This is a genomic window from Bradyrhizobium sp. YCK136 (assembly GCF_044570075.1).
Taxonomy (GTDB): Bacteria; Pseudomonadota; Alphaproteobacteria; order Rhizobiales; family Xanthobacteraceae; genus Bradyrhizobium; species Bradyrhizobium diazoefficiens.
In genome coordinates, this window is the sequence record NZ_CP172424.1 from 2,104,856 (window position 1) to 2,126,419 (window position 21,564).

General features: G+C 65.5%; 11 protein-coding genes. 4 read left to right on the forward strand and 7 right to left on the reverse strand.

From position 1 onward, the window contains the following. Positions 1-36 precede the first annotated feature (36 nt). Positions 37-2,715, forward strand: a complete 2,679-nt coding sequence (gene ligD, locus ACFLEY_RS09935; RefSeq protein WP_060908705.1) for a DNA ligase D — start codon at positions 37-39, stop codon at positions 2,713-2,715. 113 nt (positions 2,716-2,828) lie between these two features. Here ligD and ACFLEY_RS09940 read toward each other — a convergent pair whose 3' ends face one another. Further along, positions 2,829-2,993: a DUF3309 family protein gene (locus ACFLEY_RS09940; protein WP_007595743.1), complete on the reverse strand. Its 165-nt coding sequence runs from the start codon at positions 2,991-2,993 to the stop codon at positions 2,829-2,831. A gap of 181 nt (positions 2,994-3,174) precedes the next feature. On the opposite strand from ACFLEY_RS09940, the gene ACFLEY_RS09945 reads away from it, so the two are divergent. After that, complete coding sequence (locus ACFLEY_RS09945) at positions 3,175-3,492, forward strand: polyhydroxyalkanoic acid system family protein (protein WP_038965696.1); 318 nt, start codon at positions 3,175-3,177, stop codon at positions 3,490-3,492. A 3-nt stretch (positions 3,493-3,495) separates the two neighbouring features. Here the strand turns inward: ACFLEY_RS09945 and treY are convergent, their stop codons facing one another. Genes treY through ACFLEY_RS09975 form a run of 6 tightly spaced genes read right to left on the reverse strand, consistent with a single transcriptional unit; the run spans position 3,496 to position 17,509 of the window. After that, a complete protein-coding gene (treY, locus tag ACFLEY_RS09950; RefSeq protein WP_060908704.1) occupies positions 3,496-6,282 on the reverse strand; it encodes a malto-oligosyltrehalose synthase in 2,787 nt (928 codons plus the stop codon). Between the two features lies 1 nt (position 6,283). Then, the gene (gene treZ / locus ACFLEY_RS09955) at positions 6,284-8,035 is read right to left on the reverse strand and encodes a malto-oligosyltrehalose trehalohydrolase (RefSeq protein ID WP_060908703.1); all 1,752 of its coding nucleotides are present in this window, start codon (positions 8,033-8,035) and stop codon (positions 6,284-6,286) included. Then, entirely contained in the window at positions 8,032-10,110 is a 2,079-nt protein-coding gene (glgX, locus tag ACFLEY_RS09960; protein ID WP_060908702.1) for a glycogen debranching protein GlgX, read from the reverse strand. Before glgX ends, treZ begins: the two co-directional genes overlap by 4 nt. A gap of 3 nt (positions 10,111-10,113) precedes the next feature. After that, positions 10,114-12,261 (reverse strand): 1,4-alpha-glucan branching protein GlgB, encoded by a 2,148-nt coding sequence (glgB, locus tag ACFLEY_RS09965; RefSeq protein ID WP_060908701.1) that lies wholly within the window; start codon positions 12,259-12,261, stop codon positions 10,114-10,116. After that, complete coding sequence (treS, locus tag ACFLEY_RS09970) at positions 12,254-15,550, reverse strand: maltose alpha-D-glucosyltransferase (protein WP_060908700.1); 3,297 nt, start codon at positions 15,548-15,550, stop codon at positions 12,254-12,256. The genes glgB and treS overlap by 8 nt, the downstream gene beginning before the upstream one ends. Positions 15,551-15,562: 12 nt before the next feature. Further along, positions 15,563-17,509, reverse strand: coding sequence for a maltotransferase domain-containing protein (locus tag ACFLEY_RS09975; protein ID WP_060908699.1), 1,947 nt, complete (start codon positions 17,507-17,509; stop codon positions 15,563-15,565). A 203-nt stretch (positions 17,510-17,712) separates the two neighbouring features. Here ACFLEY_RS09975 and malQ point away from each other — a divergent pair, with 203 nt between their 5' ends. Together malQ and ACFLEY_RS09985 are read left to right on the forward strand one after the other, a co-directional pair. Beyond that, positions 17,713-19,674 (forward strand): 4-alpha-glucanotransferase, encoded by a 1,962-nt coding sequence (malQ, locus tag ACFLEY_RS09980; RefSeq protein WP_060908698.1) that lies wholly within the window; start codon positions 17,713-17,715, stop codon positions 19,672-19,674. 29 nt (positions 19,675-19,703) lie between these two features. After that, positions 19,704-21,509: a glycoside hydrolase family 15 protein gene (locus ACFLEY_RS09985; RefSeq protein ID WP_060908697.1), complete on the forward strand. Its 1,806-nt coding sequence runs from the start codon at positions 19,704-19,706 to the stop codon at positions 21,507-21,509. Positions 21,510-21,564 lie beyond the last annotated feature (55 nt).

The window sequence follows — 21,564 nt, forward strand, 5'->3', positions numbered from 1 at the left end:
GATAGGCTTGAAGCCGAAAGAGATGCGGGACCGGTCGTGCTGCGAAAACTCTCCACCTATCGACAGAAGCGGGACTTCGAGAAGACCCCTGAGCCCTCCGGCGAGGCCGCGGTAGCCTCTTCGAAACAGCGACGCTTCGTGATCCAGAAGCATGACGCCAGCCGGCTGCACTATGATTTCCGCCTCGAGTTCGACGGCGTGTTCAAGTCCTGGGCGGTGACGAAGGGCCCCTCGCTCGATCCGCACGACAAGCGGCTGGCGGTCGAGGTCGAGGACCATCCGCTCGACTATGGCGATTTCGAAGGAACGATCCCGGAAGGCCAATATGGCGGCGGCACGGTCATGCTGTGGGACCGCGGCACCTGGGAGGCCGATGATCCCGAGCGTGGTTTTCGGAAGGGCGACCTGAAGTTCACGCTGCACGGCGAAAAGCTGCACGGAAGCTGGGTGCTGGTCCGCATGCGCAACGATCGCGATGGCGGCAAGCGCACCAACTGGCTGCTGATCAAGCATCGCGACGAATTTGCCCGCGAGGGCGAGGACATCCTTGCCGAGGACAAGTCGGTCGCCTCCGGCCGCGCGATGGCGCAGATCGCCGAAGGCAAGGGCCGCGCGCCAAAGCCGTTCATGCTGGCGAAGGGTGCCAAGGGTAAGGCCGATGCTGTGTGGCAATCCAACCGCATCGAGGAGACGAAGGGGCGGACCGTCGCGCCGGCGCCACGCGCGGCGTTGAAGGGCGGCAAGACCGTAAACAAGGCCGCAAAGAAGAGTGCCACGGCGGCTACGAACGCCAAGACGGTCTCGGAGATGCCGGATTTCGTCGCGCCGCAGCTCTGCACGCCGGTCGAGCGTCCGCCGGCCGGCGACGGCTGGTGCCACGAGATCAAGTTCGATGGCTACCGCGTGCAGCTTCGCATCGAGGACGGCAAGGCGACGCTGAAGACCCGCAAGGGTCTCGACTGGACCGACAAGTTCGGCTCAATCGCGAAGGAGGCGAATTCGCTGCCGGAAGCCATGATCGACGGCGAGATCGTCGCGCTTGACCACAACGGCGCGCCGAACTTTTCCTCGCTCCAGGCGGCGCTCTCGGATGGCAAGACCGAGGACCTCATCTTCTTTGCCTTCGATCTCCTGTTCGCCGAAGGCCGCGACTATCGCCGCCTTCCGCTCAGGGAGCGTAAGTCGCGGCTCAGGGAGCTGCTGGAGGCACAAAAGCGGAAATCGAACCAGATCCGCTATGTCGAGCATTTCGAGAGCGGCGGCGACGCCGTGCTGCAATCGGCCTGCAAGCTCGAGCTTGAAGGCGTGGTGTCGAAGAAGCTGGACGCGCCGTACCGGTCGGGACGGACGGAGAGCTGGACCAAGGCCAAATGCCGGGCCGGCCATGAGGTCGTGATCGGCGGCTGGAAGACCACCAACGGCAAATTCCGCTCGCTGATGGCCGGTGTGCATCGCGGCAATCACCTCGTCTTCGTCGGCATGGTCGGTACCGGCTTCGGCGCCGACACGGTCAAGCGCATCATGCCGTCCCTTAAAGCCATGGAGGCCAAGGACAACCCGTTCAGCGGCAAGAACGCGCCGAAGAAGACGCGGGACGTGCACTGGCTGAAGCCGGAGCTCGTCGCCGAAATCGAGTTCGCCGGCTTCACCGCCGACGGCAACATTCGTCAGGCCGCCTTCAAGGGTCTGCGGCAGGACAAGCCGGCCGAGGAGGTCGAGGCGGAGACGCCCGCCGATACCGAGCTCGCCAGGCCGTCTGCTGGAAAGCGCGTTCCTGCGAAGTCCGGAAAGAAGAAAGATGCCGGCGCTGCCGAGGTCATGGGCGTCGTGATCTCGAAGCCAGACAAGGAGCTGTGGCCGGATGGCGGCGACGGCGAGGGCGTTACCAAGCTCGATCTCGCGCGCTATTTCGAGGCGGTCGGCGGCTGGATGATCGAGCACCTGAAGGGGCGACCTTGCTCGATCCTGCGCGCGCCCGACGGCATCGGCGGCGAGACATTCTTCCAGCGCCATGCCATGCAGGGCACCTCGGACCTGCTCGAGCTCGCCAAGGTGTCCGGCGATCGCAAGCCGTATTTGCAGATCGATCGCGTCGAGGGCCTCGCCGCGGTCGCGCAGATCGGCGGCCTCGAGCTGCATCCCTGGAATTGCGCGCCTGATGCTTATGATACGCCGGGCCGGCTGGTGTTCGATCTCGACCCCGCGCCTGATGTCGGTTTCGCCGATGTCGTCGAGGCGGCCAAGCAGATGCGGCAGCGGCTCGCTGACGTTGGCATGGAGAGCTACTGCAAGACCACCGGCGGCAAGGGCCTGCATGTGGTGGTGCCGCTGCTCCACGGCGCGCGCGACAAGGTGAGCTGGAAGGAGGCCAAGGCGTTCGCGCAAGGAATCTGCCAATGGATGGCGGATGACGAGCCCGAGCGCTATCTGCTCAACATGTCCAAGAAGCTGCGCAACGGAAAGATCTTTCTGGACTATCTGCGCAACGATCGCCTGGCGACGGCGGTGGCGCCGCTATCGCCCCGCGCCCGCGACGGCGCGACCGTGTCGATGCCTGTCACCTGGGCGCAGGTGAAGGGCGATCTCGATCCGAAGCGATATACGGTGCGGACGGTGCCGGGCCTGCTGGCGCGTACCAAGGCGTGGGAGGGCTATGACGATGCGGCCGCGTCGATCAAGGCCGCGATGAAGAAGCTTGCGGGGAAGATGAAGTAGTCGCTCTTGTAAACGTCATTCCGGGCTGCGCGAAGCGCAGACCCGGAATCCAGAGGTTTGCGGCGCGAGATTCCGGGTTCGCGCTTGCGCGCGCCCCGGAATGACCGACTTGGCTAGATCCGTCCGAGCAGCAGCAGGATCAGCAGGATGACGATGACGAGCCCGAGGCCGCCGCCGCCGTAATAGCCGGTGCCGTAGAACGGCCCGCCGCCGATGCCGCTGAAGCCGCCGAGCAGGGCGATGACCAAAATGATCAGAATGATCGTGCCGATAGACATGCTAGTCTCCTCCAGCCCTCTGTTGAAAGGGTCGTTTGCACCTGTCCCTTTGATGCGGGGGCAACTTGCCGCAGGTTTTAAAGTTCCGGTTTTGAAACGGGGCGACAGGTGCAAGTTGCATGGAACCTTTGCCGCTCGGGCCGGCATGATGAATGAGATTCAATCAGCGTAGGGCACGGCCATGTCAGCACCGCTTGTCGTTTCCATCCCCCATCGTCTCGGCCGCGAGGAAGCGGTGCGCCGGCTGAAGTCCGGGCTTGGCCGCGCGGCGGCGAGCATTCCCGTGATGCAGGTGGAGGAGGAGCGCTGGAGCGGCGACAGCATGACCTTTCGCATCCGCGCACTCGGGCAGATTGCCACCGGTCAGGTCGACGTCGCCGACGACCAGGTCAAGGTGCAAGTCGTGCTGCCCTGGCTGTTGCAGCGCTTTGCGGAGATGGCGCAGGCGACGATCCGCAAGCGCGGGCAGTTGCTGCTGACCAAGGACGGGGGAAAGTGAGTTTCAGGCGCGCACGCGCTGCCGCGCAGGCCTGATGGCGCCCGCTGTACGGGCCTCGATGACGGCCGCGGGAAAATCACGAAAAGCCTGCGCGACCGGCAGCTCGTTACCCGCAAGTCCCGGCGCGGCGTAGCCGGTGATGTCGATGGTGGCGTCAAAACCTTCGAGCGCGGGCCATTCCCGGCCGCCTTGCGAAAATGGCGCGAACAATCGCCCGACCACGACAATCGCCGCAGCGCGGTCGTGGCGACGGGCGAAAGCGATGACATGATCGGCGTGCGCGCCATGGACGTCCAGCGACTGGTAGTCGCCTTGCGTAAAAACGCCGGCGAGCTCGTTGCGCAGCTTGAGGAGGTGCCGCGTCCAGGCCAGCTTGAGCTGGCCATCCGGCCAGGCCTTGATAAGGCTGCTCCAATCCGGACCGGACAGCGAACCAAGCGCCGTATTCCGCGCGGAAAAATCCACCGGACGGCGGTTGTCGGGATCGACCAGCGACAGATCCCAGAATTCGGTGCCCTGGTAGAAGTCAGGAACGCCCGGCAGCGTTGCCTTGAGGGTGAGCTGGCTCAGCGAGTTCAACGCGCCGAGCAGCGCGACGCGGCGCGCCAGGGTTTGCAGCGCCTCCAGGAATTCGCGCGACTGCGCGGGATCGAGGATCTTCGCGATGAAGTCTCGTAGTCCGGTCTCGTAGGTCTCGTGCGGGTTGAGCCAGCTCGTCTCTTCCTTGCCCTCGCGGGCGGCCTTCAGCGCATAGGCCTGGATACGCTCGACGAAGCCGGCGTCCGCGGGTGTCTGAAGCGGCCAGGCGCCGAGCAGGGTCTGGTAGAGCATGTATTCGAACGTCGCCGACGGGGCGCGCAGATGGCCGTGGAGTGCGAGATGCGGCGCGTTCAGCACTTTCCAGCGTGAAACTGCGCTGGTCCATTCGCCGGGAATTTCGCTGAGCGCTGCAATCCGGGCGCGGGCGTCCTCGCCGCGCTTGGTGTCGTGGGTGGCGGTTGCCGTCATCCCTTGCGGCCATTCCTTGGCGCGCGCGCGCATGGCCTCGTGGAAGGCGGGAATGGCAAGGCCGGTGCTCGCGGGATCGCCGCCGACCTCGTTCAGCGCGAGCAGCCGGTGGAATTGGTAGAACGCGGTGTCCTCCAGCGACTTCGCCATCACCGGCCCGGTGAACTGCTGCACCTTTAGCGCGAAGCGGCGCACGCGTGGGGCACTGTGCGGGGGCCGGCCGGGCTTGAGCAGGTCCATGGTGAGGGCATCGCGCAGGAAATCGAAAATGCCCTCGTCCGCGGCGAACCACTCTGCCCGGGCACGCGCGATGGTATCGTCGATCAGCTTGCGATCGTGCGCGGCAGGCGCGCCGGACGTGAGATAGGTGCGATAGACCGGGAAATGCAGCACGTAGAGCTCGAGCGCCTGCCGCAGGCTGTCGGCCGAGAAGTCGCGGGTCGAGTAATGCCCGTTGGCAATGCGTGCGAGCAGGCGCGTCAGCACGATGAATTCGCTGGTGAGCAGCGTCTCCAGCACCCGCCGCTTGGCCTCCTTGACGTAAGGCGCAAGCCGCGGTGGGCGATTGCTGACTTGCCGCCAGGTCTCGTCCAGCGCCTCCAGCCCCTTGGCGTCGACCAGCACTTGCGTGATGACGTTCATCCACTCATAGCCGGTGGTGCCCTGGATGCCGGCGAAATGCGGCAGGTGCTCGTGCTCGCACAGGATCTTTTCGATCACGGTGTAGAACGGCTTGGTGTTGCCTTGCGCGTCGCGCACCAGCCGGCGCAGCCGCTGGCAGTACTGGGCGGGATCGCGCAGGCCGTCGATGTGATCGAGCCGGATGCCGTGCAGCTTGCCGTCGGCCACGAGCTGCTTCACCAGCCGGTGCGTGGCAGCGAACGTGCCGGGGTCCTCGACGCGCAGGCCGGCGAGCCCGTTGACGTCGAAGAAGCGGCGGTAGTTGATGTCGCTGGAGGCGAGCCGCCAATGACCGAGCTTGTAGTGCTGGCGCTCCAGCAGATGATGCAGCGCCAGCGTCTGCGCCGGACGATCCTTGGCGGCACGATAGGCGGAAAGGCCGCTCGCGATGATGTCGGCCGCGCCCGCGATCTCCTTCAGCTCCGCCTTGAAGCCAGGGGCTTCCTTGCGGTTGGGACGGCGAAGGCCGGTGTAGCGGGCCGCGAGCGCGAGCAGGCGCTTGCCGGCCTCCGTCTCGGCGGCATCGGCTTCCTTCACGAACATCCGCAGCATTTCGCCATAGCGCTCCGGGGCGATCGGCAGGCGATGCTCGAAATACCAGGCAGAAAGGCTGCCTTCGCCGGCATCGTAGCGCAGCTCGATGTCGCCGCGCTCCAGCGCCTCGCCATAGGACGAACCGAGGATCGGCAGCAGCACGCCGCCGCGGGCGCGGTGGGGCAGCAGATCCCAGTCGATATCGAAGGCGGCCGCGTGCGGCGAAGTCGGTCCCCATTCCAGCACGTCAAGCCACCAGGGATTGTCGGCAAAGTGCACGCCGACATGGTTCGGCACGAAGTCGATGATGAGGCCGAGGTCGTTCCTGCCGAGTGCCTCGCTCAGCCGCGCAAAGCCGGCCTCGCCGCCGAGCTCCGGATTGAACTGGCTGTGATCGACGGTGTCGTAGCCGTGCGTCGAGCCCTTGCGCGCCTTCATCACCGGCGAGGCATACAGATGCGTGATTCCGAGCGATTTGAGATAAGGCACCACTGCGGCAGCCTTGTCGAAGTCGAAATCCGCGGTGAGCTGAAGCCGGTAGGTCGCGAGAGGAATGGCCGGAGGCATGTCAACCTCCGAGGCGCCAGACCACCGACCAGGGCGGAAGCCGATCGCCGGCCGCGCCGCCCCAGATCGGCGTGCCCGCATTGTCAGTGGAAATGATCTCGTGATCCGAGAGATTGGCGACGAGGCGCAGCGTCGTGCCGTCGCCCATGCGCCAATGCGCGCGGAGCAAGCCGCTATCGGTCGCCTCGGCGTCGCCGAAGCGCGCGCCTTTCAGCCGCGGCATGATCTCCTTGCGGCGGAGCGCGAGCAGGTCACGCACCAGAGCCAGCCGCGCATCCTGCTCCGGCGTGCGGCCGCCCCAATCGAGCACGGCCGATTGCAGTGTTGCCGGATCGAGCGGGTCGGGCACCTCGGCGCCGTATTTCTCATAGGCCCAGGCATATTCCTGCCTGCGTCCCTTGCGCACGGCGTCGGCCAGCCCGCCCTGGAAGTCGCAAAAGAACGGGAAGGGGACCTTCGAGCCCCATTCCTCGCCCTGAAACAGCATCGGCACCATCGGCGCCAGCAGCGTGACTGCGAGCGCGGCTTCGATCTGCCGCGGCGATGCCAGGCTTTCGAGCCGCTCGCCGAGCGGACGGTTGCCGATCTGGTCGTGGTTTTGCAGGAAGTTGACGAAGGTCGCCGGCGGCAGCTCGCGGCTCGGCTCGCCGCGCGGCTTCTTGCCCCAGAACTCCGAGATCTCGCCCTGGTAGACGAAGCCCGAGGCGAGCGCGCGTGCGAGATCCATGCGCGGTGTCTGGTAGTCGGCATAGTAGCCGGCGAGCTCGCCGGTCAGCATCACATGCCAGACGTGGTGATAGTCGTCGTTCCACTGCGCGCGATATTTGCCGTTCGGCGGCTCCTGCGCGGCGTCGAGCAGGCTGGCGCGATTGTCGCCGTTCTCCAGCACCAGATGGATGTGCCGCCCCGTGGCCTTGGCAAGCTCGCCGGCGGCGACGCTGAGGTCTTGCAGCATCGACTGCTCGCCGGGCAGCGCCATGATGTGGTTGGCGGCATCGAGTCGCAGTCCGTCGAAGCGATAATCGCTGAGCCAGGATAGTGCGTTCTCGACCGCAAAGGCTCGCACCTGCGGCACGCGATAGTCGATGGCGCTGCCCCAGGGTGTGTGCGCGTCGGTGAAGAAGCCCGGCGCATAGCGTCCGAGGTAATTCCCTTCGGGGCCGAAATGATTGTAGACGACGTCGAGAAACACCATCAGCCCGCGCAGATGCGCCTCGTCGATCAGCGTCTTCAGGTCCTCGGGCCGACCGTAAGCGCTGTCGGGCGCGTACCACAGCACGCCGTCATAGCCCCAGCCGCGGTAGCCGGCGAAATCGGCCAGCGGCATCAGCTCAAGCGCGGTGATGCCGGTCGCTGTGAGATGATCGAGCCTGTCGATCATGGCGCGGTAGGTGCCTTCCGCTGTGAAGGTGCCGACATGGCTCTCGATCAGCACCGTCTCCTCCCAGGGACGGCCGCGCCAGTCGCGCGCGCGCCAGGCGAAGGCGTCGTGATCGATCACCTCGCTCGGGCCGAACACGTCCTCGGGCTGGAATGCGGAGGCCGGATCGGGCACGTCGATCTCGTCATCGATCCTGAACTTGTAGGGACTGCCGGTGGTCAGGTCGGCGATCTCGGCCACATACCAGCCGTCCTGCCGGCGCTGCATCGCGTGCCTTCGGTCGAGCAGGAGATCGACCCGTCGCGCGCCGGGCGCCCACAGGCGGAACGACACGCCCTCCTTCGTCGGCCTCGCGCCGAAGGACGGCCTCATAGCGCCCCCGCGAAGGCGAGCACGGAGCGCGGCGGCGCCTTGCTGTCGCTTCCGGGCTGGAAGTCGATCGTGTTCAGCTTGGCATCGGTCGTGTTGAGGATCTGCTGCCAACTCTTGTATTCGGTCATCTTGGGCAATTTGAATGCGATCTCTTCGGGAGCGGCGTTCAGGACGATAAAGATCGCGGCCCCGCCCGGTTCCATCGGCCCCATCACATAGGAGAGGAACCGCCCTTCCGGGAATTTCCAGTCGTTCTCCGTCATCTCCTCTCCGGCAGGCGTCAGCCACAGCGCGCCGTAGGAGAGGCCGTCTTTGGGGCGCCCGTCGAGCCAGCGATGGCTGCGAAGCTGCGAGAAGCGGCGGCGGATGTCGGCGAGACCGGCGACGAAATCGACCATGTCGTCGCCGTCCTTGCCGAGATTGCCCCAGCCGACCCAGCCGACCTCGTTGTCCTGGCAATAGGCGTTGTTGTTGCCGGATTGCGAATTGCCGACCTCGTCGCCGGCGAGAAGCAGGGGAACGCCCTGCGCCAGCATCAGGCAGGCCAGCACGTTCTTGCGAAGCTGGCGGCGCAGACCGAGAATCCCGGGATCGTCGGTCGGCCCTTCGACACCGCAATTGTTGCTGTGGTTGTCGTTGGAGCCGTCGCGATTGTCCTCGCCATTGGCCTCGTTGTGCTTCTCGTTGTAGCTGAACAGGTCGGCCAGCGTGAAGCCATCATGCACGGTGATGTGGTTGATGCTGGCGCGCGGCCGACGTCCGTCGTGGTTGAACAGGTCGGACGATGCCGTCATGCGGCTGGAGATGTCGCCGATCAGGCTGCCTTCGCCGCTCCAGTAGCGGCGCATGGCGCTGCGATAGCGATCATTCCACTCCGACCATTGCGAGGGGAACGCCCCGACCTGGTAGCCGCCAAGCCCGAGGTCCCACGGCTCGGCGACGAGCTTGACGGCGGCCAGCACCGGATCCTGCCGGATCGCGGTCAGGAGCGAGCTGCCGCGATCAAAACCGTTGGGCCCGCGCGCGAGGGTCGTGGCGAGGTCGAAGCGGAAGCCGTCGACATGACAGACCTCGACCCAGTAGCGCAGGGAATCCATCACCATCTGCAGCACGCGCGGATGGGTGAGGTTCACCGACGAGCCGCAGCCGGTGAAATCGTCGTAATAGCGCGGGTTCTCGCGGTTCAGCCAGTAATAGGAGGCGTTGTCGATGCCGCGGTAGCACAGCGTCGGGCCGAGGTGGTTGCCTTCGGCGGTGTGGTTGTAGACGACGTCGAGCATCACCTCGATGCCGGCATCGTGCAGGCGCGCGACCGTGGTGCGGAAGGAATCGAGCGCGTTGTCCTGGGCGTAGCGCGGCTCGGGCGCGAAGAAGGACAGCGTGTTGTAGCCCCAGTAATTGGCGAGCTTCTTCTCGACCAATATGCGGTCGTCGACGAAACTGTGGATCGGCAGCAGCTCGATCGTGGTGACGCCAAGCTTCTTCAGATGCTCGATCATCGCCGGCGATGACAGGCCGCCATAGGTGCCGCGCAAGTTCGGCGGGACGTCGTCGCGCTTCTGCGTCAGCCCCTTGACGTGGGCCTCGTAGATGATCGTGTCTTCCCAGGCGACGTTGGGGCGGATCTCGCGCCGGCCCCAGTTGAAGGTCTCGTCGACCACGACGGCCTTGGGCATGCCGCGCGCATTGTCGCGCCGGTCGAAGGACAGGTCCTCGCGCGGTGAGCCGGTGCGGTAGGCGAAATGCGCATCGCTCCAGACCAGTCGTCCGGAGAGCCGCTTGGCATAGGGATCGAGCAGCAGCTTGTTGGCGTTGAAGCGGTGGCCGTGCTCGGGCTCGTAGGGGCCGTGCACGCGATAGCCATAGAGCTGGCCCGGCGAGACGTCGTTGAGATAGCCGTGCCAGACGTCCTCGGTCCGTTCCGGCAATTCGACGCGCTCGAGCTCGCGGCGGCCTTGCGTGTCGAACAGGCAGAGCTCGACCTTCTGCGCGTTGGCCGAGAACAGCGCGAAGTTGGTGCCGCGTCCGTCCCAGCTTGCGCCGAGGCGTGCGGGCGATCCGGCAGTCAGGCGCATCGGTCAGCTTTCCGGAACGAGGAAGATCGCGGCGAGCGGCGGAATGGTGAGGCGGAGCTCGGGCGTCTTGCCGTCGACGGCATGAACCTCGCCGATGTTCCCGACATTGCTGCCGCCATAATGGGCGGAGTCCGAGTTGAGCACCTCTTTCCACTTGCCGGCAAAGGGCACGCGAACGCGATAGTTGCGATAGACGTTGGGGGAGAAGTTGACGATCACCAGGCAGCGCGCGTGCTCGTCGAGCCCCTTGCGCAGCCAGGCGAACACGTTGCGATTGGCGTCGTCGGTAATGAGCCATTCGAAACCGGCCTGGTCGCAGTCCATCTGGTGCAGCGCCGGCACCGCGCGATAGAGCCGGTTGAGGTCGCGGATCAGCGCCTGGATGCCCGAGTGATATTTGTATTCGAGCAGGTGCCAGTCGAGCGACTGGTCGTGATTCCATTCGCGGCTTTGCGCGATCTCGGCGCCCATGAACAAGAGCTTTTTGCCGGGATGGCCGAACATGAAGCTGTAATAGGCACGCAGGTTCGCGAAGCGCTGCCATTCGTCGCCGGGCATGCGGCCCAGGATCGAGCGCTTGCCGTGCACGACCTCGTCATGCGACAGCGGCAGGATGAAATTTTCCGAGAAGGCATAGTGCAGGCCGAACAGGATTTCGCCGTGATGATGCTTGCGGTGAATCGGATCCTTGCTGATGTAGTTCAGCGTGTCGTGCATCCAGCCCATGTTCCACTTGTAGCCGAAGCCGAGCCCGCCGAATTCGACCGGGCGCGAGACTTGCGGCCACGCCGTGGATTCTTCTGCCGCCGTGGTTGCCTGCGGAAAGCGGGCGAACAGTTCGGTGTTGAAGCGGCGCAGGAACGCGATCGCCTCGATGTTCTCCCGTCCGCCATACTGGTTGGGAATCCAGGCGCCGGGCGGGCGGCTGTAGTCGAGATAGAGCATCGATGCGACGGCATCGACGCGCAGGCCGTCGATCGCGTAGCGCTCCAGCCAGAACAGCGCGTTCGACACCAGGAAGTTCGTCACTTCGGTGCGGCCGTAATTGTAGATCAGCGTGCCCCAGTCGAGGTGCCGGCCCTGCAGCGGGTTGGCGTGCTCGTACAGCGAGGTGCCGTCGAAGCTGCCGAGCCCGTGCGGATCGTCCGGGAAATGGCCGGGCACCCAGTCGAGCAGCACGCCGACGCCTTCGCGGTGGCAGGCGTCGACCAGTGCGGCAAAATCCTCCGGCGTGCCGAACCGGCTGGTCGGTGCATAGAGCCCGGTCGGCTGATAGCCCCAGGAGCCGTCGAACGGGTGCTCGCTGACGGGGAGGAATTCGAGATGGGTGAACCCCATGTCGCGGGCATAGGCCGGCAGCTGCTCGGCCAGCTCGCGGTAGGTGAGCCATTCATTGTCGCCCTTGCGTCGCCACGAGCCGAGATGGACCTCGTAGATCGACATCGGCGCCGACAGCGCATTGATGCCGTCAGGCGCCGGGCGCGGCCGCGGCAGGTGCGCCTCGTCGAACACGATGGAGGCCGTCTTCGGACGCACCTCGCTCGCGAACGCCATCGGATCGGATTTCAGCGGCAGCTGATGGCCGTGCGGCCCGACGATGTCGAATTTGTAGTGATCGCCCCGCTTGGCGTGCGGGATGAACAATTCCCAATAGCCGCTGCCGCGCACCCGCATCGGATGGCGCCGCGAATCCCAGAAATTGAAATCGCCGACGACAGACACGCGCCGCGCATTCGGCGCCAGCACCACGAAGCCGATGCCGTCGACGCCGTCGAGCGTCATCGGGTGCGCGCCGAGCTTGTCATAGAGGCGCTGATGGGTGCCTTCGCCGAGCAGATAGAGGTCGAAATCGGTCAGGATCGGCGGAAAGCGGTAGGCGTCCTCGAACTCGACGACGCTGTCGCCGAATTTGGCGCGTAGCTGGTAATGCTTCGAGCCGTTCGGCAAGGCGCCGACGAACAGGCCTGCGTCGTGGACGCGGTCGAGCCGGGCGACCTCGCCGTGCTCGCCAACCGCCTCGACATTGGAGGCCTCGGGCAGAAAGGCGCGCACCACGCTCTTGCCGCCCTCGGGATGCAGCCCGAGATAGTGGAAGGGGTCGGCGTGGCGGCCCTCGATGATCGCGTAGGCCTCGGCAGGTAGTTTAGGCATGGGCTTCGCTCTCGGCATTGGACAGAATGCGAAGCAGTCCGGTCAGCGGCGCATGGAGCCCCTCAGGCCGGTGGGACAGCTCGTACTCTACTTCGTCGAACGCTTGATCAAGCAGGAAAAACCTTAACAGGCCTTCCGCGGATTGCGGATCTTCCGGCCACAGCCGCCGATCGGTCATGGCCTCGCGATAGGCGGACAGGAAGGTCGTGGTGGCGCGCTCGCGCCATTCACTGAGCGCGGCTACAAGCCGGCTCTGCTCGTCAGTGCCTCCTGACAGGGCCCGGCCAAGCGCCACGTTCACCGAAAGATCGATCGAGCGGATCAGACCGGCGACGTCGCGCGCGGCAGGCAGCTTGCGCCGCTTGTCGGCCAGCGGCAGACGCGGATCGCCGTCGAAGTCGATGATGCAGATATCGTCCTTCACGATCAGAATTTGCCCGAGGCGGAAGTCGCCATGATGACGGATGTTCAACCCGTCGATGTCGGATGGCAAGAGCGCATTCAGGCGGTCGGGCAGGCTCGTGCGCAGCGCCGTGAGCTGGTCGATCAGCGGCCGGTCCGCTTCCCGCAGGCCGTCGCGGCTGTCGGCCAGTCGCTCGAAAACCCGCCCGGCGCGTGCCTTGAGGTCGGAGACCCAGTGCCTGATGTGGGCGGAGCCGATCGGCTCCGGAGCGAGATCGTCAGGCCTTGCCGCGGCCAGAGCGACATGCAGCTCGGCGAGGCGCCGGCCGATCTGCATGACGAAGTGCAGGTAGGGCGACTGCTCCTGAGTCTCCCGCGGCGCTTCGCCCGCCGACAAGACGCGCTGCTCGTCGATATAGCGGTCGAGATAGCCCGTGGTCACCGCCCAGCCGTCGCCCTGGTTCTCGACATAGGCATGCAGCACGCCGAGTGTGCTGCGCTGATCGCCCTCGACCAGCTCGACGCTGCCGAGCAGCGCCGGCGTATTGGCAAAGCGGGCGACTTCCGTGAGGTAGTGGCCGATCTCGATCTCGGGATTGGTGCCTCCTTCGAGCTGGCGATAGATCTTGGCGACGTACTGGTTGTCGACCAGCGCGGTGCTGTTCGACTGCTCGATCGCGCGGATGCGTCCGGGCTCCTTGATGGTGTAGTCGGCAAACCGGCTGGTCGCCTTGAACTCCAGCCGCAGATTGTTCTCTTCCACCACCAGGTTCTGCGACAGGTTGCGCAGGAACAAGCCGATGAAGATCTGGTCGGTCGCGACGTCGAGCAGGGTGCCTTCGCGCGCGCCCTGGCGCACGGCGGCGAGCGCCTTCGGGTTGAAGCGCTCGCGGTCGAAGCGCACCCATTCGATCTGCATCGGCAGCACGTAGCGGGTCGCAACGGCGTCCTGTTGCGCCGCCTCGAAGAACGCGATCCAGGGCCGGTTGTCGCCGATGTCGCAGAACGGCACCGCCGAGGTCAGCGTCGGCTTGATGTGCTTGGGATTGTGCTCGGGATACCAGCGTGTCCGCGACAGAAATCCCGGCAGCACATCGTGCTCGAACACGCCGCGCTCGCGCGCCAGCGACACCCAGGTCGAGTTGACCGGCACCACCAGCGTTTCGAATTCCGGCACCGCGCGCGGCGTCACCGGCTCGGACTTGTCGCGCTCCATGAGATGGAACCAGTAGAAGCCGTATGGCCCCAGCGTGATCATGTAGGGCAGCTCGCCGATCGGCGGGAAGCGGGTGCGGCCGAGCATCTCCTGCGGAATGCGGTCCTTCCACGGCGACAGATCGAGCTCGGTCGCCTGCGCTGCGCGCGAGAGGTTGGCGACGCAGAGGATCACCTCGTCGTGGTACTGCCGGACATAGGCCAGCACGGCGCGGTTGGCGGGACGGATGAAGGTCATGGTGCCGCGGCCGAAGGCGAGCGTCGACTTGCGCACCGAGATCAGCCGCTTGGTGGCGCTGAGCAGCGAGGACAGGCTGCGCGACTGCGCCTCCACGTTCACCGATTCATAGCCGTAGACCGGATCCATGATCAGCGGCGCGTAGAGACGGGCCGGGTCGCAGCGCGAGAAGCCGCCGTTGCGGTCCGGGCTCCACTGCATCGGCGTGCGCACGCCGTTGCGGTCGCCGAGATAGATGTTGTCGCCCATCCCGATCTCGTCGCCGTAATAGATGATCGGCGTACCGGGGAACGACAGCAGGAGCGAGTTCATCAGCTCGATCTTGCGGCGGTCGTTGTCCATCAGCGGCGCGAGGCGCCGGCGGATGCCGACATTGATGCGGGCGCGCGGGTCGTTGGCGTAGGTGGTCCAGAGATAGTCGCGCTCGACGTCGGTGACCATTTCCAGCGTCAGCTCGTCGTGGTTGCGCAGGAACAGCGCCCATTGACAGCTTGCCGGAATGTCCGGCGTCTGGCGCAGGATGTCGGTGATCGGGAAGCGGTCCTCCTGCGCGATCGCCATGTAGATGCGCGGCATCAGCGGGAAGTGGTAGGCCATGTGGCACTCGTCGCCACGACCGAAATATTCCTGCACGTCCTCCGGCCATTGATTGGCCTCGGCCAGCAGCAGCTTGCCCTTGGAGTAGGAATCCAGCTCCTGGCGCAGACGCTTGATGATCGCATGCGTCTCGGGGAGGTTCTCGTTCGAAGTGCCCTCGCGCTCGCAGAGATAGGGAATGGCATCCAGCCGGAAGCCGTCGACGCCGGCGTCCAGCCAGCGCTTCATCACCTGGATGAGCGCGCTGACCACGCGCGGATTGTCGAAATTGAGGTCCGGCTGGTGCGAGAAGAAGCGGTGCCAGTAGAAGGCGCCGGCCTCGTGATCCCAGGTCCAGTTCGACTTCTCCGTGTCGGTGAAGATGATGCGCGTGCCCTGGTATTTCTGGTCGGTGTCGCTCCAGACATACCAGTTGCGAGCGCTCGAGCCCGGATGGCTGCGGCGCGCGCGCTTGAACCATTTGTGCTGGTCCGAGGTGTGGTTGACGACGAGCTCGGTGATGACGCGCAGGCCGCGCTTCTGCGCCTCCTGGATGAAGCGCTTGAAGTCCTTCATCGTCCCGAAATCGGGATTGACCGAGCCGTAGTCCGCGATGTCGTAGCCGTCGTCGCGCCCGGGCGAGGGATAGAACGGCAGCAGCCACAGCGCGGTGACGCCGAGCTCCTGGAGATAGGGCAGCTTCTCGGTCAGGCCGGCGAAGTCCCCGATGCCGTCATTGTTGCTGTCCGCAAACGCCTTGACGTGCAGCTGGTAGATGATGGCGTCCTTGTACCAGAGCTCATCCACGACCTCGGCAGCCTCAATCTTCTTGGTATCGACGGAAGACAGAACATTCATGGCGTTAAGCCTTTACGCCAGGCAGCGGAACAGCAGCGCTGGATCGCGGTCGGGATCGATACGCAACCTGATCCCGCCCCATTCGATGCGGGACTGTTCGCCGGTGAGGAGATTTTCGAGTGCGGTGACGTGGCGGCGCTCGCCGCCGGCGTCGATGGTGAGGTCGCCGAGCGGCAACCAGAATTCGCGCGCATCGCGCGAGAGGGCGATGGCGGCGACGACGGTGTTGGCCGGATCGGTCGCCTCTTTCACGAAGCTGATCGTCTCGCCGTCCTCGATGCCGAGAAACCGCAAATTCGCCGTCTGCTGGAGTGCCGCATTGTCGTTGCGGATGCGGTTGAGAGCGGCGATGTAGGGCTTGATGTTGCCCGGCTTGTCCCAGTCGCGCTGCTTGATCTGGTACTTCTCGGAATCGAGATATTCCTCGCGGCCGGGGATGGCTTCGTGTTCGAGCAATTCGAAGCCGCTATAGATCCCGTAATTGCCCGACAGCGTCGCGGCCAGCGCGAGCCGCGACTTGAAGGCCCAGGCTTCGCCACTCTGGAGATGAAAGGGCAGCAGGTCCGGCGTGTTCACGAACAGGTTCGGGCGATAGAAGTCGCGCTCGGGATAACGCGTCAGCTCGCCGAGATATTGCTCCACCTCCCACTTCGACGTGCGCCAGGGAAAATAGGTGAAGGACTGCGCGAAGCCGAGCTTGGCGAGGCCATTCATCAGCTTCGGCCGTGCAAACGTCTTCGAGAACAGGATCACCTCGGGATGCCGGCGGCGGATGTCGCGGATCAGCCACTCCCAGAACGGAAGCGGCGCGGTATCGTGATTGTCGATGGCGAAGATGGTGACACCATGGTCGATCCAGAACAACATCGCGTCGCGGAACGCATTCCACAGCCCGGCCCGGTCGACGGAGGCGAAATCGGGGATGACGATGTCCGAATAGGGGCCATCAGCCGTCCGCACCGAGCGGTCCGGCCGCCATTTGAACCATTCCGGATGCTGCGTCAGCCAGGGATGGTCCGGCGAGCATTGCACGGCGAAATCGAGCGCGAGCTCGAGGCCGTATTCCAGGCAGGTCGCAACCAGCGCGCGGAAATCCTCGATGGTGCCGAGCTCGGGATGCAGCGCATCGTGTCCGCCCTCGGCGGTGCCGATCGCATAGGGCGAGCCGGGTTCGCCTGCGGTCGCCACCGGCGCATTGTTGCGGCCCTTGCGCCTGTTATGCCCGATCGGGTGGACCGGCGTGAAGTAGAGCACGTCGAAGCCCATCGCGGCGATATCGGGCACGCGCGCGATGCAGTCGCGCAGCGTGCCGTGCCGGCCGGGGATCCGGCTCTGGCTGCGCGGCATCATCTGATACCAGGCGCCAAAGCGCGCCTTGTCGCGGTCGGCGATCAGCGGGAAGAGCGGCGAGCGCGTGAGGTCGGGCCGCGACTGGCTCTCGGCCATGGCGCTGCCGAGCTCGGTTGAGAGCAGCGGGGTGACATCGCCGGTCTGAAGATAGTCCTCGCATTGTCTGACGATCACCGCCGCGGCGTCCTGCCGCGCGCCATGCGCCTTGGTCAGGAGCCCGGCGCCCTCGATGGCGTCGAGGCTGACATCGGCGCCGGACAGCCGCTTGCGCGCGACCGCGTGAGACCAAGTCGCGAACTCGTCGGTCCAGGCCTCGATCGCGTAGAGATATTGGCCGGGCTCGACGGGCGTGAACGCGCCGGACCAACGGTCATTGCCGTGATGGATCATCGGCTCGCTCCGCCATTCCCGGTCCTGCTCGCGTCGCCAGATCAGCGCGGCGCCGACCACGGCCTCGCCGTCGCGGTAGATGTCGGCCCACACCTCGACACGCTCGCCCGCGATCCGCTTCACGGCGAAACGGCCGCCGTCGATCAAGGGGTAGACGTCTTCGATGAGGAAAGCGCTGCCGGCTGCGGCACTTTCGACAGTTTGAATTGTCTTGTTCACGGTGATGCCATTGACAAGAAAGCAGGGCCCGTTTCCCTTGTCGGGAACCTACGCTTGATACCTATATAGAAAGCCGCTTGTGTGTCATTAGTTCCGCCTGGGAACGGCAGGCCCGTTTTTGAGTTACCCCTGACTAACGTCTTCCGCCACCTCGTTAAAATCCCTGCCCCCGGCCACACAATGGCCTGCAAGCTGCGTGCCGAATGGATCTTTTAGCTCAAGCCCAGATCAAGGGTGTTCAGTCCGAATTCGTGGACGCCCTCGGAAAGCTGCGGGTCACCGATCCCGTGGCCCTCAAATCCATCCTCGACGCCCTGCCGGAGAAGCGGGTTTATCGCTTCGTCAGCGGGCCCGTGGTGGTTCGCGCCCTGGGACATCCGCGGACGGAATTGGCGGCCACCGGCGCGCCGCCGCTGCAATGGAAAATCGCCGGCAACGGCAACGTGATCGCACAAGGCGAGACGCGCGAGCCCGTCATCGCCTGGCCCGCCGGCCTGCCGCTCGGCTACCACCGCTTGACGCTGACCGATGCCGAAGGCGTGACCGAAGAGGTGCCGATGATCGTGGCGCCCGAGCGCGCCTTCGGCGGCGATTTCGACCGCGGCTGGCTGCTCGCCGTGCAGCTCTACGGCGTCCGCTCGGAGCGCAACTGGGGCATCGGCGATTTCACCGACCTTGCCGATCTCGTCCGGCTCGCAAAACAGCTCGGGGCCGACGGCGTCGGCCTCAATCCGCTGCACGTGTTGTTCGACGACCACCCGGCCGATTGCAGCCCCTATTCGCCGAACAGCCGGCTGTTTCTCAATCCGCTCTACATCGACGTCGAGGCGATCCCGGAATTTTCCGCGGACCTCGTCCCCGATGCGGCCGCGACCGCCGCGCGGCTGCGCGAAGGCGACCGCGTCCCCTATGCCGACATGGCGGCGCTGAAATGGCTGGCCTTGCGCGCTGCCTTTAACAGCTTCGTGCGGAGCGCGAGCGGCGTCCGACGCAATCAGTTCGACGCCTTCCGCGCGGATCGCGCGCCGCTGCTGTCCCGCTTTGCCTGCTTCGAGGTGCTGCGGCATCGCTTCGCCGGGCCGTGGTGGGAATGGCCGCCCGAGTGGCGGCAGCCCGACGAGACAAAATGCGCCCAGCTGCGCAACGGTCCTGACAAGCGCGAGGTCGAGTTCGTCGAATTCGTGCAATGGACCGCCGATAGCCAGTTGCACGCGGCCAAGGAGCTGGCCGGCCAGCTCGGCATGCGGGTCGGGCTTTATCTCGACGTTGCCGTCGGCGTGCAGTCCAACGGCTTCGATGCCTGGAACGAGCAGACGGCGATTTCGCGTCATCTCGCTGTCGGCGCGCCGCCCGACGTGCTCAACACGGTCGGCCAGGACTGGGGTCTTGCCGGCTTCAACGCCGGCGGCCTAGAGGCGCAATCCTTCGTGCCGTTCGCCGACATGCTGGCCGCCTCGATGCGCCATGCCGGCGCCATCCGGATCGATCACGTGCTCGGGCTGAAGCGGCTCTATCTCGTGCCGCGCGGCTTCAAGCCCGACAACGGCGCCTATGTGCAGATGCCGTTCGAGGCGCTGCTGGGCGCCGTGGCGCGCGAGAGCGCGGCCCATAAGTGCATCGTGATCGGCGAAGACCTCGGCACGGTGCCGGAAGGTTTCCGCGAGACCATGCAGGATTTCGGCATCTGGTCCTACCTCGTCATGATGTTCGAGCGCGACGATGCCGGCCACTTCCGCAACATCGACTATTACCGGCCGAACGCGCTGGTGACGCTGAACACGCACGATCTCTGCACCTATGCGGGTTGGCGCTCCTTCAGCGATCTCAAGATGAAGCTGTCGCTCGGGCTCGATCCCGGCGAGGACGACAAGGCCCGCTGGCATGCGCTCGGCATGCTCGATGAGATCCTGCGCCAGAACGGCATCAACGCCAACGATCTCTATTCGGTGCTCGCCTTCCTGTCGCGCACGCCCTCGCGGCTGCTCGCGGTGTCGCTGGAGGATCTGCTCGGCGTGATCGACCAGCCCAACATTCCCGGCACGATCGACGAGCATCCGAACTGGCGGCAGCGCCTGCCTGTCACGCTCGACAAGATCGCCTCGAAGGTCGATCTCACGGCCTTGAGAGCGGCGACGCGGGAACGTTCGTTGCTCGGCGGGAGTTAATCCGCCGGGGTTTTTAGGCTCGCACGACAGTGTCTCAGAGGATCGAGGACTATGCGCTGATCGGCGACTGCGAGACCGCGGCGCTGGTCGGGCGCAACGGCTCGATCGACTGGCTGTGCTGGCCCGCCTTCGATTCCGACGCCTGCTTTGCCGCAATCCTCGGCACGCGCAAGAACGGCCGCTGGCAGATCGCGCCGGCCGGGGACGTCACCACGACGTCACGCCGCTATCTCGGCGATACCCTCATCCTCGAAACGCGGTTTGAGACGAGGAGCGGCATTGTCGCCTTGATCGACTTCATGCCGCCGCGCGGCAAGGCGTCCGACGTCGTGCGGCTGGTCCGCGGCGTCAGCGGTACGGTGAAGCTGCGGATGGAGCTCGTGATCCGCTTCGGCTTTGGCATCGACATTCCCTGGGTGCGCCGTTGCAAGGACGGTTCGCTGCTCGCGGTCGCCGGCCAGGACATGACCGTGCTGCGCACGCCGGTCGGGACCCGCGGCGAGGACCTGACGACGGTTGCCGAATTCGAGGTGAAGGCCGGCGAGACCGTGCCGTTCGTGCTGACCTACGGCCCCTCGCACCTCGATCCGCCCGAGCCGATCGACCCGGAGATCGCGCTCCGGGAGACCGAAAGATTCTGGAAGGACTGGTGCAGCCGCTGCACGCGGGACGGCGAGTATCACGATCTCATCATGCGCTCGCTGATCACGCTGAAGGCGCTGACCTTCGGCCCGACCGGCGGCATCGTCGCGGCGCCCACGACCTCGCTGCCCGAGAAGCTCGGCGGCAGCAGGAACTGGGATTACCGCTTCTGCTGGCTGCGCGATGCCACCTTCACGCTGCTGGCGCTGATGAACTCGGGTTATACCGAGGAGGCCTTGGCCTGGCACAATTGGCTCTTGCGCGCCGCCGCCGGCTCGCCGGCGAACATGCAGATCATGTACGGCATCTGGGGCCAGCGGCGCCTGCTGGAATGGGAGGCGGGCTGGCTCGACGGTTATGAGGGCGCCCAGCCGGTCCGCGTCGGCAATGCCGCGCATGCACAGCTGCAGCTCGACGTCTATGGCGAGCTGATCGACGCCTTCCACCAGACGCGCATGGCCAGGCTCAAGCTCAATGACGAAGCGACCTGGGCGCTGGAATGCGCGGTGCTCAATCATCTCGCCGAGGTCTGGGACCAGCCCGACCACGGCATCTGGGAGCGGCGCGGCGAGCCGAAGCACTACGTCTTCTCCAAGGTGATGACCTGGGTCGCCTTCGACCGCGGCATCAAGAGCGCCGAGACCTTTGGCTTCAGGGCGCCGCTGCTGCACTGGCGCGCGCTGCGCGAGGCCATTCACCGCGACGTCTGCAACAATGGCTTCGACGCGGAGGAAAATGCCTTCGTCGAGTCCTACGGCTCAAAGCTGCTCGACGCCAGCGTGCTGCTGGTGCCGGCGGTCGGCTTCCTGCCGGCGGAGGACCCGCGCATCCGCGGCACCATCGCAGCCGTCGAAAAGCACCTGATGTGCGACGGCTTCGTGCTGCGGCACGATCCGCGCGAAGTGTCCGAGGAAAAGCAGCCGACCGAGGGCGCGTTCCTGGCCTGCACCCTCTGGCTCGCCGATGCCTATGTGCTGTCGGGCGATCTCGACACGGCGCAGGTGCTGTTCGACCGCGTGGCCGCCCTTGCCAACGACGTCGGGCTATTGGCCGAGGAATACGATTCCGTGGCGGGCCGCCAGACCGGCAACTTCCCGCAGGCGCTGACCCACATCGCGCTGGTCAACACCGCGCATAATCTATCGGCGGCAAGGCAGGAGAGCGAGAAGCCCGCGATGCAGCGGTCGAAGTAGATCGGCGCGGCAGGTTCTTCACCTCTCCCCGCTGGGGAGAGGTGGGTACCCAGCG